Source organism: Mycobacterium sp. (assembly GCF_036490025.1).
Taxonomy (GTDB): Bacteria; Actinomycetota; Actinomycetes; order Mycobacteriales; family Mycobacteriaceae; genus Mycobacterium.
Window position 1 is genome coordinate 1 of record NZ_DASXEP010000165.1, and the last position, 17,424, is coordinate 17,424.

Sequence of the window (17,424 nt, forward strand, 5' to 3'; positions counted from 1 at the left end):
AAAGCCTGGTGTTCGCCGCCGACGTCGCGGGCCGCTCCAGCGAATACGTGTTGCGGATTCCGCCGGCCGGTGGCGGCATCTTCCCCGACTACGACCTGGACGCGCAGACCCGCACCCAGGCGCTGCTGCACGGGCATGGGATCGCGACACCGTCACCGATCCTGAACGAGCCCGACGAATCATGGATCGGCTCCAAGTTCCTGGTGATGCCGCGCATCGTCGGGCACACCCCGTCGGACACCACCTATCCGACCCGAGGTTGGTTACACGACGCCGGACCGCAGGTTCAGCGTCGCGCGCACGATTCGTTTCTGCAGACACTCGCCGCCTTGCAGCGCGTTCCCGTCGAGGACGCGACGTGGCTCCACCGACCCACGGGCACAGGCGTTTCCGCGGAGCTGGCGTGGTGGCAGGAGTATGCGGCCTGGGGCACCGACAATCAGATTCCCGATGTCATGACCGAGGCGTTCGGATGGCTGCGCCGCCACCAGCCGGAGCAGACCGGCGCAACGGCAGTGTGCTGGAACGACGCTCGGCTGTCCAATGCCATCTTCGATGATGCCGGGCAGATCGTCGGCGTCCTGGACTGGGAGCAGGCCTGCCTGTGCCCGGCCGAGACGGATTTCGCGTGGTGGTTGGCCACCCGCCGACAGATGTTGGAAGTCAACGGCATTGACGCCGATCCCGAGCTGCCCGGCTTCGACAGCCGCGAACAGGTCATCGGCCGCTTCGAGGAGATGATCGGTCGCCCGCTGGTCGACCTGGACTGGTACGAGATTTTCGCGATGGCACGGATGGGCTGCTGCATCATGCGCACCCAGGCCCTGCTGCGCAGCATCGGCCAAGTCGACCATTTCCTCACCCGGGCACCGATCTTGCCGGCGTGGACCATCTCGGCAGTGCGCGGCTAGCGGCCCGCTACAGCCACGGCGGGACGATCCACTCGCCGTGCGGGGCCACGGCGAGCACGTCGAGGATCCCGGACTCGTCGAACGCGCCGCCGAATTCGCCGACTCCTTCACTGAAATGTGCCCAGCCGTCGACGTGGGCGGGGATGACCAGCCTGGCGCCCAGCACTTCGGCGGCCGCTGCGGCCCGCTGACCCGTCATCGTCAGCGGACGTCCGCGCTCCTTCGCCGGCACCCTGGCCGCACCGGCGAAAATGATCGCCACATCGACGGGGCCCACCCGCTCGGCGATGGTCTTGACCGCGCTCATCGACGCGTTGTCGCCGCTGAGGTACACCGTCGGCAGGCCCGGACCCGCAAGCACGAAACCGGTCACCTCGCAGTTGACATGACCGCTTGCGTCGCGTTGCCCGTCAGCGGGCCCATGCACAGCCGGAACTGCTTGCACGGTAACCGGTTTGGCGCCTTCGACACCAGGAAGCTCGAAGCTTTCGAATGGCTCCAGACCAATGGCCGGCGCGCCGAGCCGGGCTGCTCCGCCCGGATGAGTCAGGAGCAGCGGCGCCGCCAGCGCCACCCGCCGGCCCTCGTTGTCGAAGTTGTCCGGATGTTGGTCATGGCTGACCAGCACCACGTCGATGGATCCCAGCGCCGCGGCGGGTACGGCCGGGCCGATCGTCTTCTTCAGATAGTCGTGGGGGCCGGGCTCGTCGAAGGTCGGGTCCATCAGGATCCGTCGGCCGCCGAAGTCGACAACGGTCGTCGGGCCGCCCAGGACGCTGAACGCGACGTCGCGCCGATTGGCGTCCACGCGGTTGCTCATGCAATGGACTGTAGGTCAGTCGACGGTGAGCGCATGGCGTCCACCGACTGGGCGGCTCCGGATTCGAAAATGGTGCGGTTGTCGCACTGAACTCTGTGATTGCATTGTCAGGATTCTGTTTTTGAGGTGGTAGCAGTGGATCCCCGATGAGCGAGCTGACTCCCGACGACGTACGTCGCTGGGATGCGGGAGCGGTGCTCAAGGTTTTTCAGGTGGCCAGCGGTCGGGCGGGCACCTTGGAGACGTTCGGCGACGATCTGGGTCAGGTCGGCCAGAGCCTTGCCGATTGGGAAGGCGAGGCGGGGACCGCATTCCAGAGCAGTCTGGGCAGGGCGCGCACCGACATCGAGGCTGACGGCCGCGAGTCACGGCAGGTGGCGTCCGCTGTGTGCGACGCCTGGGAGGACGTACAGATCACCAAGGGAATGATGAGCGAGGTCGACCAGACGGCCGAGGGCCTGGGGTTCACCATCACCCCCGACTGGAAGGTTGACATCGGCAACGCCGGGCTGTTGATGGGATCGACAGAAGCCGCGTTGGAGCAGCAGATTCTGCAGGGGCAGCTCGACACGGTAAAAACCAAGGCGCACACCACCGATCACGAACTGGCCACCGCGATGCGAGCCGCGGTCGGCGACGCCAAGCTCGACTACAACGGCCGCGAGATTCCGCAAGCGCCACCGGGCCAGACGACGCCGGCCGACCAGCTGCCGTTGTCGACCAAGGGCGGCCATCCACCGTTCCCGACCGAGGCGACCAAGGACAACAGCTCTCCCGACATCAGCCATCACCTGTCGGACAACCTGACCCCGTCGCCGCTGCTGGCCGGGCTGAGCGCCGACGAGTGGCGCCGGCGATTGGCGAATTTCAAGCCCGGCGATGCTCTGCCGGACCCGCGGACGCCGACGGGTGACCGGGCGATCGATTCGCTGGCAAACGCGGTCGGGCAACAGAACACGACCTACGCCTGGGGTGCCAACAAGTCCAAGGACGGCCCGTCCCAAGGTCAGGGCGACACCGGCCAGGGCGCCAACGAGAACCACGACTGGGACCGTTACGGCTACGACTGCGGCGGGCTGGTCCGCTACTCCGTTCAGCAAGGCGCGGGATTCGATGTGGGTCAGGGCACCGACGCGATCGATACCAATCCGAACTTCTCGCATCCCGCAGGCGGCGTACCGAGCAGCGCCGTTGTCGGCCAGGCACGACCCGGCGACGTCCTGGTCTTCCGACCGAATGCGAACGCAGGCACCGAGCACACCGGCATCTACATCGGCAACGGGTACATGATCAACGCCCCCGACTCCGGCAACCCGGTGCGGGTCGACCCGGTCGCCGGCCATGGGGTCACCGATATTCTGAGAATGCCATGAAACTCGCCGTCGCCCTCGTCCCGATCGCCGCGCTCCTGGCGTGCAGCTCCCCTGGTAATCCAGCGAAGGCGGAACCCACCGTGAACCAACAGATCATCGATCGCTACACCCACGATATCTGGCCGGCGATGAGCGCCTATAACGCCGACCATGCCCAGGCCGGTCCGGCCGCCAAGCAATTCTTTGCTGTCGTCGGTCCGAATCTGGCCGGCGATCAGTTCAATGAGTTGCGCAGTGCGGCACAAGGATTGGGTAGGCAGGGCGAATACGACGCCGCGGACCAGACGAGCCATTCCAACGACGGCCTCACGCTCGGGACTGTCGACGTGCAGTCGGTCAACGGCGGCACGGCCGCGCTGAACGTCTGCTACACCTACAGCCATTCGTGGTACGTGAACATCCAAAACACGCAGCACGCACCGGGAGCCTCGGAAGCCACCGTTCATCTGGTCAACGTGAACAACACCTGGTACCTGCACGGCATCACCGACGACCACACCGTGCCCAGCTGCTCAGCCGCCAACGGCTGATACGGGCCCGCAGCTCGAAATTGCTGCTGCGGGACCACATACCCTCTAACCTCGGTGGCAGATCCAGGATTCGAACCTGGGTAGGCATAAGCCGACGGATTTACAGTCCGCTCCCATTGGCCGCTCGGGCAATCTGCCGGTGTAGTACGGGTAGCTAGCCTACAACGAAGATGTAGTCGGATAACAAATGGCCAACCTCGATGGAAGGGGACGTATCCAATGGCGGATTCATCGTTCGACGTCGTCAGCAAGCTCGACCGGCAGGAGGTCGACAACGCCCTCAACCAGGCCGCGAAGGAGCTCTCCACCCGGTTCGACTTCCGCGGCACCGACACCAAAATCGTGTGGAAAGGCGAGGAAGCGATCGAGCTGACCAGCTCCACCGAGGAGCGGGTCAAGGCCGCGGTCGACGTCTTCAAGGAAAAACTGATCCGGCGCGACATCAGCCTCAAAGCGTTCGACGCCGGCGAGCCACAGGCTTCCGGCAAGACCTACAAGGTCACCGGCACCCTGAAAGAGGGCATCAGCAGCGAACACGCCAAGAAGATCACCAAGCTCATCCGCGACGACGGCCCCAAGACCGTCAAAACGCAGATTCAGGGCGACGAGGTCCGCGTCACCAGCAAAAAGCGCGACGACCTGCAGGCCGTCATCGCCATGCTCAAGAACGCGGACCTCGACGTCGCGCTGCAGTTCGTCAACTACCGGTAACGTGATCGGCACCACAGCGGCGGGTAGAAGCGAGGTTCGTGATGAGCACGACAGACGTTGACGTCGTCATCATCGGCGCGGGCATCTCGGGCCTGGGCGCGGCCTACCGCATCACCGAGCGCAACCCGGGAACCAGCTACGTCATCCTGGAGCGCCGCGACCAGCTCGGCGGCACCTGGGATCTGTTCCGCTACCCGGGCGTGCGCTCGGACAGCAGCATCTTCACCCTGTGCTTCCCGTGGAAACCGTGGACCCGAAAGGAGGGGGTCGCCGACGGGGAGCACATCCGGGAGTACCTGAACACGACGGCACGTGACTACGGCATCGACCAGCACATCCAGTTCAACACTCACGTCCGCTCGGCGGACTGGGACTCCTCGACCGACACCTGGACCGTCATCGCCGAGCAGGACGGGATCGAAAAGACCTATCGCGGCCGCTTCGTGTTCTTCGGGTCCGGCTACTACAACTACGACGAGGGCTACACCCCGGACTTCCCCGGCCTCAACGAGTTCGGTGGCACCGTCGTCCATCCGCAGCATTGGCCCGAGGACCTCGATTACCGGGACAAGAAGATCGTGGTGATCGGTAGCGGTGCCACCGCGATGTCGTTGATTCCATCGCTGGCCGAGAAGGCCACCAAGGTCACCATGCTGCAGCGCTCGCCGACCTATCTGTTCTCTGCGTCCAAATACAGTGCGCTTACGGATTTCCTGCGAAAAATGTTGCCGCGCAGGGTCGCTCACTCAATTATTCGGCAACGCAATGCTTTGCTGGAAGGCGTGATCTGGTTCCTGGCCCGCAAGACACCGGGCTTCGTGAAGTGGTGGATCCGTCAGATCGCGGTGCGCTACCTGCCTAAGGGTTACGACGTCGACACCCATTTCAAGCCGCGCTACAACCCGTGGGATCAGCGGTTGTGCTTGATACCCGATGCCGACCTCTACGTCGCGATCGGCGACGGCCGCGCCGAGGTGGTCACCGACCACATCGACCACTTCGATTCCGGTGGAATCACTCTGGCATCCGGCGAACATCTGGAGGCCGATGTCATCGTCACCGCGACTGGTCTGCAACTGCAGGCGCTGGGCGGCGTGGCGGTGTCGATGGACGGCGGCGAAATCAAGCCGCAGGACCGCTTCGTCTACAAGGCCCACATGTTGGAGGACGTGCCGAACCTGTTCTGGTGCGTTGGCTACACCAACGCCTCGTGGACTCTGCGCGCCGACATGACCGCCCGTGCGACGGCAAAGCTGTTGGCTCACATGGCGTCTCACGGCTACACCCACGCCTACCCGCACTTGTCCGGTGAGCCGATGCCGGAAAAACCGGCGTGGGACATCCAGGCCGGCTATGTGCTGCGCGCACCGCATGCGCTGCCCAAGTCCGGGATCAAGCGGCCGTGGAACGTTCGGCAGAACTACTTCGCCGACGCCATCGACTACCGGTTCGACCGGATCACCGAGGCCATGGTGTTCGGCCGCCAAGCAGAACTTCTCGCCAACCGCCGGTAAAGATCAGGCGGCGGCAATACGCTGGTCGCCATGGCAGCTACGCGCGAACCGAACGTCGTCGTTTTGGGAGGCGGTTCCTGGGGCACCACCGTCGCATCCATCTGTGCGCGTCGGGGACCGACGCTGCAGTGGGTGCGTTCGGAGAAGACCGCCAAGGACATCAACGAGAACCACCGCAACACCAGCTATCTGGGCAGGGACCATGTCCTGTCCGAGAGCCTGCGTGCCACCACCGACTTCGCCGAGGCCGCCCGGTCTGCCGACGTCGTCGTGATGGGAGTGCCGTCGCACGGATTCCGTAGTGTGCTCACCGAGTTGGCAGCGGAATTGCGGCCCTGGGTGCCGGTGGTCTCGTTGGTCAAGGGCCTCGAACAAGGCACCAACATGCGGATGTCGCAGATCGTCGACGAAGTACTGCCCGGCCACCCCGCCGGCATCCTGGCCGGGCCCAACATCGCCCGCGAGGTCGCCGAGGGTTACGCCGCCGCGGCGGTGTTGGCGATGCCCGATCAGCATCTGGCCGCGCAACTCGCTCAGCTGTTCCGCACCAGACGTTTTCGGGTGTACACCACGGACGACGTGCTGGGCGTGGAGATGGCCGGCGCATTGAAGAACGTCTACGCGATCGCGGTCGGGATGGGTTACTCGCTGGGCATCGGCGAGAACACCCGGGCGATGGTGATCGCCCGCTCGGTGCGCGAGATGTCAAAGTTGGGCGAAGCCATGGGCGGTCACCGCGACACCTTCTCCGGCATGGCCGGCATGGGCGATCTGATCGTCACCTGCACCAGCCAGCGCAGCCGCAACCGGCACGTCGGCGAGCAGCTCGGTGCGGGCAAACCCATCGACGAGATCATCTCGTCGATGAACCAAGTGGCAGAGGGCGTCAAGGCCGCCAGCGTGATCATGGAATTCGCCGACAAATACGGGCTGAACATGCCACTCGCCCGCGAAGTCGACGCCGTGATCAACCACGGCGCGACCGTCGACGACGCCTACCGCGGCTTGGCGGCGGAGACGCCCGGTCACGAGGTGCACGGCTCGGGTTTCTGAGCCACAGGAGTCACATCCGTACCTGGCACTGGGGATGCACCTAGTTTGCAAACGTGACCGTATGCGATATCACAAGTCGAACAGGCCGATTGGCGGCCGGTCCGCCAGCTTTTGCACCACCCGCTGATTCATCGACACGTTCTGTTCGGCGGCCTCGACGGTCAGTCGCGCATGCAGCGACGGCGACGTCCTGACGACGAACTTGCCGCTGAATTGCCGCTCGGTCAGCGCGGTACGTGTAGTGGTTCACCAGCGTGTGATATCACATGCGCACACGTTTCGAGATTCCGTGCATGGTCAGCTTGTGGAGACTGATGGGGCTGGTGTGACCTACCGCCCGGCCATCTCTTCGAGGCGACGGATCCGGTCGGCGATCGGCGGGTGCGTGGAGAACATCGACCCGATCCGCTCGCCGGCGCGGAACGGGCTGGCGATCATCAGGTGCGCCTGGGCGGCCAACTGCGGTTCTGGAGGCAGCGGCGCGGCCTGCACGCCACCGGAGATCTTGCGCAGCGCCGACGCCAGCGCCAGCGGGTCACCGGTCAGCATCGCACCAGACTCGTCGGCCTGATACTCGCGCGAACGGGACACCGCCATCCGCACCACCGTCGCAGCGATCGGGCCGAGCATCGAAACAAACAGCAGCGCAAACGGATTGGCGCCTTCGCGGTTGTTGCCGCTGAACATTCCGGCAAACATCGCCATATTGGCCAGCGCCGTGATCACCGACGCCAGCGCGCCGGCCACACAGGAGATCAGGATGTCGCGGTTGTAGACGTGCGACAACTCATGTCCCAGGACCGCGCGCAGCTCGCGCTCATCGAGGAGACTCAAGATCCCCGTGGTGCAGCACACCGCGGCATTGCGCGGGTTGCGGCCGGTGGCGAACGCGTTGGGCGCGGCGGTGTCGCTGATGAAGAGCCGCGGCATCGGCTGGTGCGCCGCGGTGGCCAGCTCACGCACGATCCGGTAGATCGCCGGCTCCTGCACCTCGGACACCGGCTGTGCATGCATCGCCCGCAGCGCCAGTTTGTCGCTGTTGAAGTAGGTGTAGACGTTCATGCCGACGGCGAACAGCACGGCCAAGAACATCGCCGTCCTGCCGAACAGTGCACCGACAAACACGATCAGCGCCGACATGCCAACCAGCAATGCGAACGTCTTGAACGTGTTGTGATGCGGATGCCAGGTCATCAAATTCCTCCTACGACCAGCCGGACTCTTCCCATTTAACGCCGAGAAGCAGCCGCTGAGTTCCGCAAACCTAGCCGTGTCGGTGGATCGTGTAGTCGACCAGTGTCGTGAGCGCCTGCCGTCCCGGGCTGTCAGGCAGCGCGGCCAGCTCCTCCCGGGCCCTCGCGGCGTACTGCGCCACGGTGTCCTTCGCCTTGGCCATTCCCGCCGAAGCCCGCAGCAGCGTCAGCGCCTCGGTGACCGCCTCGTCGTCGTCGACCGGTCCGACCAGGAGCCCGCGCAGCCGATCGGCGTCGGGTCCGCTGTCGCGCAACGCGTAGAGCACCGGCAACGTGTGCACACCTTCGCGCAGGTCGGTACCGGGCAGCTTGCCGGACTCGTCGGGGTCGCTGTCGATGTCGATGATGTCGTCGGAGATCTGAAAGGCGGTGCCGACCAGGTCGCCCAGCCGGCTGAGCCGCTCGATCTGGTCCTCGTCGGCGCCGGAGAACATCGCGCCGAATCGGCCCGCCGCACCGATCAGACAGGCCGTCTTCTCGTGCACCACCTTCAGGTAATGCGCGATCGGGTCGGCGTTGTCGGCCGCGCCCTGCGTTTCGCGCATCTGACCGGTCACCAGCTGGGCGAAGGTGTCGGCGATGATCCGTACGGCGTCGGGCCCCAGCCGGGACACCAGCCGCGAGGCGGTGGCGAACAGATAGTCGCCGGCCAGGATTGCGACGTTGTTGCTCCACCGCACGTTGGCGCTGGGTGCGCCGCGGCGCACTTGCGCCTCGTCCATCACGTCGTCGTGATACAGCGTGGCCAGATGCACCAGCTCGATCACCGCACCGGCGATCGTCACCTCGCCGGAATCCGGGTGCGGGCCCAATTGCGCGGACAACACCGTGAACAGCGGCCGGAACCGTTTGCCACCCGCCTCGAACAGGTGCAGCACAGCATCTGTCATCAGGTCGTCTGACCCGCGCAGCTCGGTTTCCATCAATTGCTCGATACGGGCGACCCCGTCGCGCACATCGGTGGCGAACGCGGCGTCACCGAAGTCCACACCCGCTACCACTGTCGCCGGAGTCCTCACCCGACCAACATACTGGTGGACATGGACTCCCATGCCGACGTGGTGGTCGTGGGCGCCGGGCCGGCCGGATCGGCGGTGGCCGCCTGGGCCGCACGCGCCGGCCACGACGTGCTGGTGATCGACGCGGCGAACTTTCCTCGCGACAAGGCTTGCGGTGACGGGCTGACGCCGCGCGCGGTCGCCGAGCTGGAACGGCTGGGGCTCGGCGAATGGCTCGACGCCCGGATCCGGCACCGCGGATTGCGGATGAGCGGGTTCGGCGGCGAGGTTGAAGTCCAATGGCCCGGCCCGTCGTTCCCGTCGACCGGCAGCGCGGTGGCCCGCGTCGAGCTGGACGACCGGATTCGCAAAGTCGCTGAAGACTCCGGGGCCCGGATGCGACTCGGCGTCAAAGTTGTTGGCGTGCACCATGACTCGTCAGCTCGGGTGGTTTCGGTGACGCTGGCCGACGGGACGCAGGTCGGCTGCCGTGAGCTGATCGTCGCCGACGGCGCCCGCTCGACTTTGGGCCGCGTGCTGGGCCGGCGGTGGCATCAGGAGACGGTGTACGGGATCGCCGCCCGCGGATACCTAACCACCCGGCGCAGCGACGACCCGTGGCTGACCTCGCATCTCGAGCTGCGGTCCCCCGACGGGGCGCTGCTGCCCGGCTACGGCTGGATCTTCCCGCTGGGCAACGGCGAGGTGAACATCGGCGTGGGCGCGCTGTCGACCTCTAAGCGACCGGCCGAATTGGCGTTGCGGCCACTGATGTCGTACTACACCGACCTGCACCGCGAAGAGTGGGGATTCACCGGCCAGCCGCGCGCGATGTCCTCGGCGCTGCTGCCGATGGGCGGCGCGGTGTCGGGGGTGGCGGGCCGGAACTGGATGCTGATCGGCGACGCCGCGGCGTGCGTCAACCCGCTCAACGGCGAGGGCATCGACTACGGGCTGGAGACCGGACGGCTAGCGGTGGACATGCTGGGCTCGGGCGATTTGTCGAGAGCGTGGCCGCACGTGCTTCAATCCCATTACGGGCGAGGGTTTTCGGTGGCCCGCCGGCTGGGGTTGCTGCTGACCTACCCGCGGTTCCTGCCCGCGACCGGCCCGATCGGGATGCGCTCGACGACGCTGATGGGCATCGCGGTGCGGGTGATGGGCAACCTGGTCACCGACGAGGACGCCGACTGGGTCGCACGGGTGTGGCGCGGCAGCGGCCGGCTCTCCCGGCTGATCGATCGGCGAAAGCCGTTCAGCTGACCGGTTTTTCGTGCGCTTTGTATGCGGCGTGCAGCGCGACGATGCCGCCGGTCAGGTTGCGCCAGCGCACCGCCGACCATCCGGCGCGCGATATCTGACGCGCCAGGTCAGCCTGATCGGGCCAGGCCCGGATCGACTCGGCAAGGTAGACATAGGCTTCCGGGTTGCTCGACACCGCCCGGGCCACCCGCGGCAACGCCTGCATCAAGTACTCCTTGTAGACCGTGGCGAACAGCCGATTGGTGGGCGTGGAGAATTCGCACACCACCAACCGCCCGCCGGGCCGGGTGACCCGGGCCATCTCGCGCAGAGCCTCGTCGCGCCGGGCGACGTTGCGCAGCCCGAAGCTGATGGTGACCGCGTCGAACACGTTGTCGCCGAACGGTAATCGGGTGGCGTCGGCGGCAACCTTGGGCACCTTGCGGGCATGCCCCGCGCCGAGCATCCCGACCGAGAAGTCCGCCGCCACACACCACGCCCCGGAGCTGGCCAGCTCGACCGTCGACACCGCGGTACCGGCGGCCAGATCCAGCACCTTCTCCCCCGACCCGATGCCCAGCGCCAACCGGGTGGCGCGACGCCAGTACCGGTCCTGGCCCATCGACAGGACGGTGTTGGTCAGGTCGTAGCGCCGTGCGACGCCGTCGAACATCGACGCCACCTCACGAGGGTCCTTGTCCAGCGTCGCGCGGTTCACGCCGTCGAGACTATCTCCAGGTTCGGGAATGGGACGGCGACGGATGCGTTGCACCACGGCGTGACTGAAAAAGTTTGGCTTATCACCGGTACTTCACGTGGCTTCGGACGGGAATGGGCGATCGCGGCGCTGCAGCGCGGTGACAAGGTCGCGGCCACTGCGCGCGACACCGCGTCGCTCGCCGATCTGATCCGAACCTACGGCGACGCCGTCCTGCCGATCCGACTGGACGTCACTGACCGAGCAGCCGACTTCGCCGCGGTCGCGCAGGCCCACGACCATTTCGGACGCCTGGACGTCGTCGTCAACAACGCCGGCTACGGCCAGTTCGGCTTCATCGAAGAGCTGTCCGAACAGGACGCCCGCGACCAGATCGAGACGAACGTGTTCGGAGCGCTGTGGGTCACCCAGGCTGTCTTGCCTTATCTGCGCGAGCAGCGTAGCGGCCACATCGTCCAGGTGTCGTCGATCGGCGGCATCACGGCGTTCGCCGGCGTCGGCATCTATCACGCCTCCAAGTGGGCGCTGGAGGGCTTCTCCCAGGCGTTGGCGCAAGAGATCGCGCCGTTCGGCGTGCACGTGACGCTGATCGAGCCGGCGGGTTACGACACCGACTGGGCCGGGTCGTCGTCGCGGCGTGCCGATCCGCTGCCGGCCTACGCCGACCTGCACGAGGCCACCGAGGCGGTACGCCGGGAGCGGTGGTCCGCGCCGGGCGATCCGAAAGCCTCTGCGGCCGCGGTACTCAAAGTGGTGGATTCCGAGCAGCCGCCGTTGAGGGTGTTCTTCGGCACCGCGCCGCTGGAGTTGGCCAAAGCCGACTACGAGGACCGGCTGCGTACCTGGGAGGAATGGCAGCCCGTCGCCGAATTGGCGCAGGGCTAGCTCACTGCCCCTGGGCGTGTTGGTGGCGCTCCGTCCGGGCGCGGGCGATGGGTGACAGCACCGCCTGGTAATGGCCGAGTAACTCGTCGCAGATGGCGGGCCAGCTGCGTTCGAGCACGCTGCGCCGAGCAGCCAACGAATAACGCGGCCGCTCCTCCAGCAGGTGCGCGACGGCGGTGGGCAGCTGCGCCTCGAATTCCTTGACGGGTAGCAGCAATCCGGTCCGCCACGGCGTCACCAGGTCGCGCGGTCCACCGGCATCCGGAGCGATCACCGGCAGCCCGGAGGCCAGCGCTTCCTGCACGACCTGGCAGAACGTTTCGTGCTCGCCGGCATGAACGAAGACGTCCATGCTGGCATAGGCCGTCGCGAGTTCTTCGCCGTAGCGGGCACCGGTGAAAATGGCTGTGGGCATTGCTGATTGCAGCTTGGCGCGGTCGACCCCGTCGCCGACGATCACCACCTGCACGTTGCCGCCGGCGGCCAGGGCGACGAGCCGCTCGACATGTTTCTCCGGTGCGAGCCGGCCCACGAAGCCGACGATCGGCTTGCCGTCCGGCGACCACTGCTGCCGCAGGGCCTCGTCCCGGGCCGACGGGGCGTAGCCGATCATGTCGACGCCACGCGCCCATCGATGTACGCACGGAATACCATGCCCGACAAGTGATTCCATCGTCGCCGTGGACGGCGCCAGCGTCCGGTCGGCCATCCGGTGCAGATGCCGGAACCAGGCCCAGGCCGCCCGCTCGGTGATACCGATCCCGTAGCTGGCCGCGAAGCCCGGCACATCGGTCTGGTACACCGCGACGGTCGGGACTCCGAGACGTTTGGCGGCGCGCAGCCCGCCGTAGCCGAGCAGCGCCGGCGACGCCAAATGCACGACATCCGGCTCGAACCCGCGCAGCACGCGCAGTATCCGCGGCAGCGGCAGACCCAGCGGGAGCGTGGTCACCTTCGGGAACATCCACGACGGCACCCGGTGCACCCGGATACCATCGTGGAGCCGGCCGGCGGGCGCTTCGCCGGACGGCGTGTCGGGGGCGATGACGAGAGCTTCGTGGCCAGTGCGGCGCAGGTGCTCGAGTATCCGGATGACCGAGTTGCTCACGCCGTTGACGTGCGGGAGAAAAGATTCCGCGACAATCGCTACTCGCACACCACCACGGTGTCAGCGTCGCCTGTCGATATGGTTACCGACTGGCATACGCGACACGAATTCTGACGCAAAGAGGGTCTGATAATGCGGTCCTACCTGGTCGTACTGGCGATGGCGTTATGGATGGTGACGTTCGGCACCGCACACGCCGACGTGCCACGAACCATCGACGGCAACGGCGTGCTCGTCGGATCCTGGATCGCCCCGGTGCAGTTGGAGATCTTCTGCGAACCGCAGTGCCCGCACTGCGCCGAGTTCGAGTCGGCAGACGGCGACCGGCTTGCCGGGGCCCTGGGCAGCGGCCGGCTGGCGGTCACGTATCGATGGATGACGTTCCTGGACGGCAGACACCACAACGACGTGTCCGCCCGCGTCAGCAATGCCCTGTTTCTGGCGGCCGACCCGGCAACATCGCCGATGGCGTATCAGGCTTTCGTGCAAGACCTTTACCACCATCAAAGTTCCGACGGACCGGCCAACGACGCCATCGCCGGGATGGCCCGCGAAAGCGGGCTGCCCGACTTCGTCGCCGACCGGATCGCCGCCGGCGACAACACGATCGATGCCACCGCGGTCAGCGACGCCAATAAGACGCGCCTGAAGGAGGAGAGCCCGGAGAATCCGGGCACCCCGACGATTTACAACCTGAACACCAGAAGTGTTGTTGACACTCAAGATCCGGGCTGGCTGGACGCGCTGATCAGCTGACGGTCCAGGCGCTTGTCCAGCAACGCCAGACCGGTCAACGCCGCCGCGGCGACCAGCCAGCCGAACACCGCGATGGATCCGGCCGGGATGATCGCCAACTTGGCGTTACGGTGCTGCACGCGAACCAGATTGGGGTTACGCTTGTCGTACTCGACGTAAATCCGCATCCCCGTTGCCAATTCGGACGGATACAGCACGCCGAGCTCGGGGCGGTAGGTAATCCGGTCCGGGGTGACGAACTCGATGGTGGAGCGGCGCGGACCGGCGCTGAGCACCTCAGCCTCAGCCACACCCATATCATGTTGAATAGCAACGTCATTGCGCACGGCACCGGCCACCAGTAACAACGACTGCAAGGTGACCAGGCTGGCCAGGATCAGCACACCGATACGCCCCAACCGTATGGCGCGGTGTCCGCGGGTATTTGGGAACTCGCCGCTGCGACCGTGAATGAGGATTCGGGTCCAGGTTTTCAGCCCGCTCGCGGCGCCGACACCAGGTGTCACAGGGCGGCCTTGATGGCGGCGTGCAGCTGCCGCAGCGAGGATCGGTCGGCCTTGACCTCCAGCACCCGCATGCCGGCAGCCGGCTCGTCGAGCGCAGCACCCAGTTCGTCGACCTCGATCTGCCGGCTGTCGATGTGATACGCGCGGCACAACGCACCGACGTCAACGTCATGCGGGGTGCCGAACACCCGGGCGGACACGTCGGAGAACCGCGGGTCGCCCTGCTCGAGCAATTCAAAGATGCCGCCGCCGTTGTCATTCGACACCACGATGGTCAGGTCGGCCGGGACTGGTTCGGTCGGTCCGATCAGCAGGCCAGAGCTGTCGTGGACGAAGGTCAGATCACCGATCAGCCCCACAGTGCGACCTTCATGCGCCAGCGCGGCGCCGATCGCGGTGGACACCGTCCCGTCGATGCCGGCGACCCCGCGGTTGGAGCGCACTGCGATCTGGCCGCGATGCTTCGCGGCCCCTAGGCCCACCAGCGCCGCGTCGCGCACCGGGTTGGACGCGCCGAGCACGAGCTGGTCGCCGGGACGCAGCGCGTCGGCAACGGCGGCGGCCACGTGCAGGCCGGTGGTCAGCGGGTGGGCCGTGAGTTGCTCACGCACGGTAGCGATCGCATGACGATTGAGCTCGGCGCAGCGGCGTAACCAGTCTGGGTTCGGCTTACCCGTGGTGACCGCGCGGGTGCCGGTGGCCTGCGAATTGCCCGACACATCAGGCCAGCGCGGCCCGGTGGTCAGCGCGTAGACCGGCAATGACGGGTCGGCCAGCAGCGCCGACACCGGTCGGTGCAGGGTCGGGCGGCCCAACATGATCACCTGCCGCGGGTGCAGGCCCGGCAGCGCCAGCGGATGCAGCGGATTGGCGGCCGGCGGCGCGGTCGGTTCGGCCACGGTCGGCAGCGCAGCCAGCGCGGGCTGCTCACCGGCGCCGTGACCGGAGATGACGACGGTGTCCAGGTTCAGGTCGATGTCCAGCGGCTGGTCGAAGCTGACCGCGGGGGTGTACGTCCACGGCTTGCCGTCCGGCCGGCCCTGCGGCGTCGGGCCGGGGTCGGTATCGGGCACCAGCGGCTCGCGCAGCGGGATGTCGAAGTGCACCGGGCCGGCGTTGGCGCTGCGCGCCCCGGTCGCGGCCACCAGCACCCGGCAGGTCGCCGACCGCCACGTCGCGTTGAGCGCAGCCATCCGCTCCGGCGCGTCCTCGGCCAGACCGAGGCTGATCGTGGCGCGGACCTGGGTGCCGAAATAGCCCAGCTGCTCCATGGTCTGGTTGGCGCCGGTGCCGAGCATTTCGTAAGGCCGGTTGGCCGACAGCACAATCAGCGGCACGCGAGCGTAGTTCGCCTCGACCACGGCCGGACCCAAGTTGGCCACCGCGGTGCCCGAGGTCATCGCGACGCAGACCGGGGTTCCGGCGGCGATCGCCAGCCCGATGGCCAGGTATCCGGCCGTGCGTTCGTCGATGCGCACGTGCAGGCGCAGCCGGCCCGCCCGATCGGCGTCCTGCAGGGCAAACGCCAGCGGCGCGTTGCGCGAGCCCGGGCACAACACCACATCGCGGACGCCGCCGCGGATCAGTTCGTCGACGACAACGCGGGCCTGTGCCGTCGAGGGATTCATCAGGCCAGCTTAGTCGTGGCGACGATGCGGGCCCGTGGCCCGCTGAGGAGCCTTCAGTACCCCATGCTGGCGAAGAACTTCAGCGCCGTGGCGTTGACCATCTCGGGCCGCTCCAAGAAACCGAGGTGCCCGGTGTCGGCGATCTGCAGGTACTGGGCGCCGGGGATGGCGTCGGCAACTTCCCTGCACAAGTGCGGCGGCGTCACCACGTCGTCCGCGAAGCCGATCACCAGCACCGGCGTGGTGATGCCCTGGTAGGCGGGCAGCCGATTGCCCTGCGGCGAGACCCAGCCCTGGCGGGTCAATCCCGGGGTGATCTTGATTGGCCAGGTGCTGAACATGCCGATCCACTCGGCGACGACTTCGTCGTTGCTGAGCGTTTTGGGCGAAAAGCTTTCCATCAAACGGAATTTCGCGTCGTACGCAGTCGGAAGTTGCACCCCGGATTTGGCGAACTCGTCCTCGGCGGTGCGGAAGAAGTCGCGCGCGCGATCCAGCCGGCCGCGGGTGGCCATCAGCACCGCCTGGCTCACCAGCTCGGGCCGGGTCAGGAGCAGCTCTTGGGCGATGTAGGAACCCATCGACACCGACACGATGCGGACCGGGCCGACGCCGATCGACTCGATCAGCGCCGCGGTGTCGGCGACCATGCTCTCGGTGGTGAACCCGTCCGCGTTCGCGGTCGCGCCGACGCCGCGGTTGTCGAACGTGATGACGCGGTAGCCGGCGTTCAGGAAGGCCGGGACCTGATGCAGATGCCAGGTACGTCCGAGCCCGCCGCGGCCGGCGATGAAGAGGACGGGCTCCCCCGTCCCGTTGTCGTCATAAGCCAGGTTGATCACGACGACGAACCTACGCGACAGCCCGGCGTTGGCAGTATTTGGCAGTCCGCTGCGTCGACCTGGCAGCGGGCCCGGGCCTTTAATGGCGGTGAGCCCATCCGAGGAGTTCGAGGAGGAACAATTCACATGGCAGAGCTGGCTGTCAAGCAGGCAACCATCGAATACCAGGAGTTCGGACCGCAAGATTCCGCGTATCCGCCGGTGTTCTTCGTGCACGGCGTCCTGGTGGACGGCCAACTGTGGCGCGGCGTCGCCGAAGAGCTGGCGCGCCGCGGCTACCGCTGCATCGTGCCGACGCTGTCGCTGGGATCGCACACCATCCCGGTCAACGACGCCGGCGCGCTGTCGCTGCCCGGCGTCGCGGAGATCGTCAACGACGCGATCGAGGCCCTCGGCTTGTCCGACGTGACGCTGGTCGGCAGCGACACCGGCGGCGGGATCTGCCAACTGGCGGTCGACGCCCGCCCCGAGCGGATCGGCCGGCTGGTGCTGACCAACTGCGACGCCTTCGACCAATGCCCACCGTTCCCGTTCGACGCGATGTTCAGCCTGCTTCGCGGCCCGATCTCGATCAAA

Annotated in this window: 19 protein-coding genes and 1 tRNA gene; 10 read left to right on the plus strand and 10 right to left on the minus strand. The window is 66.7% G+C overall.

Annotated features, from left to right (window positions below):
• On the plus strand, window positions 1-911 hold a 911-nt coding region (locus VGG53_RS18540; RefSeq protein WP_331519550.1), incomplete at its 5' end, for a phosphotransferase family protein.
• A 7-nt stretch (window positions 912-918) separates the two neighbouring features.
• On the opposite strand, the gene VGG53_RS18545 is transcribed toward VGG53_RS18540, so the two are convergent.
• Complete coding sequence (locus VGG53_RS18545) at window positions 919-1,719, minus strand: MBL fold metallo-hydrolase (protein WP_331519567.1); 801 nt, start codon at window positions 1,717-1,719, stop codon at window positions 919-921.
• Between the two features lie 158 nt (window positions 1,720-1,877).
• On the opposite strand from VGG53_RS18545, the gene VGG53_RS18550 reads away from it, so the two are divergent.
• Together VGG53_RS18550 and VGG53_RS18555 are read left to right on the plus strand one after the other, a co-directional pair.
• Window positions 1,878-3,104, plus strand: coding sequence for a C40 family peptidase (locus VGG53_RS18550; RefSeq protein ID WP_331519551.1), 1,227 nt, complete (start codon window positions 1,878-1,880; stop codon window positions 3,102-3,104).
• Between the two features lie 80 nt (window positions 3,105-3,184).
• Complete coding sequence (locus tag VGG53_RS18555; RefSeq protein WP_331519552.1) at window positions 3,185-3,634, plus strand: hypothetical protein; 450 nt, start codon at window positions 3,185-3,187, stop codon at window positions 3,632-3,634.
• A gap of 55 nt (window positions 3,635-3,689) precedes the next feature.
• On the opposite strand, the gene VGG53_RS18560 is transcribed toward VGG53_RS18555, so the two are convergent.
• Window positions 3,690-3,772: transfer RNA gene (locus VGG53_RS18560), tRNA-Tyr, on the minus strand.
• An 81-nt stretch (window positions 3,773-3,853) separates the two neighbouring features.
• On the opposite strand from VGG53_RS18560, the gene VGG53_RS18565 reads away from it, so the two are divergent.
• From VGG53_RS18565 to VGG53_RS18575, 3 genes are read left to right on the plus strand one after another with little or no spacing between them, the layout of a single operon-like run.
• Window positions 3,854-4,345, plus strand: coding sequence for a YajQ family cyclic di-GMP-binding protein (locus VGG53_RS18565; RefSeq protein ID WP_331519553.1), 492 nt, complete (start codon window positions 3,854-3,856; stop codon window positions 4,343-4,345).
• 41 nt (window positions 4,346-4,386) lie between these two features.
• Window positions 4,387-5,859 (plus strand): NAD(P)/FAD-dependent oxidoreductase, encoded by a 1,473-nt coding sequence (locus VGG53_RS18570; RefSeq protein ID WP_331519555.1) that lies wholly within the window; start codon window positions 4,387-4,389, stop codon window positions 5,857-5,859.
• A 30-nt stretch (window positions 5,860-5,889) separates the two neighbouring features.
• Entirely contained in the window at window positions 5,890-6,912 is a 1,023-nt protein-coding gene (locus VGG53_RS18575) for an NAD(P)H-dependent glycerol-3-phosphate dehydrogenase (RefSeq protein WP_331519556.1), read from the plus strand.
• A 69-nt stretch (window positions 6,913-6,981) separates the two neighbouring features.
• On the opposite strand, the gene VGG53_RS18580 is transcribed toward VGG53_RS18575, so the two are convergent.
• The 3 genes from VGG53_RS18580 to grcC1 form a co-directional block, all read right to left on the minus strand.
• Complete coding sequence (locus VGG53_RS18580; protein ID WP_414688998.1) at window positions 6,982-7,140, minus strand: toxin-antitoxin system HicB family antitoxin; 159 nt, start codon at window positions 7,138-7,140, stop codon at window positions 6,982-6,984.
• A 102-nt stretch (window positions 7,141-7,242) separates the two neighbouring features.
• Entirely contained in the window at window positions 7,243-8,106 is an 864-nt protein-coding gene (htpX, locus tag VGG53_RS18585) for a zinc metalloprotease HtpX (protein ID WP_331519557.1), read from the minus strand.
• 70 nt (window positions 8,107-8,176) lie between these two features.
• Window positions 8,177-9,184 carry a nonaprenyl/(2E,6E)-farnesyl/geranylgeranyl diphosphat synthase gene (grcC1, locus tag VGG53_RS18590; RefSeq protein WP_331519558.1) on the minus strand — a complete coding sequence of 336 codons (1,008 nt, stop codon included), beginning with the start codon at window positions 9,182-9,184 and terminating at the stop codon, window positions 8,177-8,179.
• Window positions 9,185-9,205: 21 nt separating this feature from the next.
• Here grcC1 and menJ point away from each other — a divergent pair, with 21 nt between their 5' ends.
• Window positions 9,206-10,426: a menaquinone reductase gene (gene menJ / locus VGG53_RS18595; RefSeq protein WP_414688997.1), complete on the plus strand. Its 1,221-nt coding sequence runs from the start codon at window positions 9,206-9,208 to the stop codon at window positions 10,424-10,426.
• Here the strand turns inward: menJ and VGG53_RS18600 are convergent.
• Window positions 10,419-11,123 carry a demethylmenaquinone methyltransferase gene (locus tag VGG53_RS18600; protein WP_331519560.1) on the minus strand — a complete coding sequence of 235 codons (705 nt, stop codon included), beginning with the start codon at window positions 11,121-11,123 and terminating at the stop codon, window positions 10,419-10,421. The genes menJ and VGG53_RS18600 overlap by 8 nt on opposite strands.
• Before the next feature lie 60 nt (window positions 11,124-11,183).
• Between VGG53_RS18600 and VGG53_RS18605 the strand changes: the two genes are divergently transcribed.
• Window positions 11,184-12,008 carry an SDR family oxidoreductase gene (locus VGG53_RS18605; RefSeq protein WP_331519561.1) on the plus strand — a complete coding sequence of 275 codons (825 nt, stop codon included), beginning with the start codon at window positions 11,184-11,186 and terminating at the stop codon, window positions 12,006-12,008.
• Between the two features lies 1 nt (window position 12,009).
• Here the strand turns inward: VGG53_RS18605 and VGG53_RS18610 are convergent, their stop codons facing one another.
• Complete coding sequence (locus VGG53_RS18610; RefSeq protein WP_331519562.1) at window positions 12,010-13,164, minus strand: glycosyltransferase family 1 protein; 1,155 nt, start codon at window positions 13,162-13,164, stop codon at window positions 12,010-12,012.
• Between the two features lie 84 nt (window positions 13,165-13,248).
• On the opposite strand from VGG53_RS18610, the gene VGG53_RS18615 reads away from it, so the two are divergent.
• Window positions 13,249-13,872: a DsbA family protein gene (locus VGG53_RS18615; RefSeq protein WP_331519563.1), complete on the plus strand. Its 624-nt coding sequence runs from the start codon at window positions 13,249-13,251 to the stop codon at window positions 13,870-13,872.
• On the opposite strand, the gene VGG53_RS18620 is transcribed toward VGG53_RS18615, so the two are convergent.
• From VGG53_RS18620 to VGG53_RS18630, 3 genes are read right to left on the minus strand one after another with little or no spacing between them, the layout of a single operon-like run.
• Window positions 13,836-14,348 carry a DUF3592 domain-containing protein gene (locus VGG53_RS18620; protein ID WP_331519568.1) on the minus strand — a complete coding sequence of 171 codons (513 nt, stop codon included), beginning with the start codon at window positions 14,346-14,348 and terminating at the stop codon, window positions 13,836-13,838. The two genes, VGG53_RS18615 and VGG53_RS18620, sit on opposite strands and share 37 nt — an antisense overlap.
• A 26-nt stretch (window positions 14,349-14,374) precedes the next feature.
• On the minus strand, window positions 14,375-16,006 hold the full coding sequence (gene menD, locus VGG53_RS18625; protein WP_331519564.1) for a 2-succinyl-5-enolpyruvyl-6-hydroxy-3-cyclohexene-1-carboxylic-acid synthase: 1,632 nt from the start codon (window positions 16,004-16,006) through the stop codon (window positions 14,375-14,377).
• 53 nt (window positions 16,007-16,059) lie between these two features.
• Complete coding sequence (locus tag VGG53_RS18630) at window positions 16,060-16,848, minus strand: alpha/beta hydrolase (protein WP_331519565.1); 789 nt, start codon at window positions 16,846-16,848, stop codon at window positions 16,060-16,062.
• A gap of 126 nt (window positions 16,849-16,974) precedes the next feature.
• Here VGG53_RS18630 and VGG53_RS18635 point away from each other — a divergent pair.
• Window positions 16,975-17,424: alpha/beta fold hydrolase (locus tag VGG53_RS18635; RefSeq protein WP_331519566.1), on the plus strand; the 450-nt coding region annotated here is incomplete at its 3' end.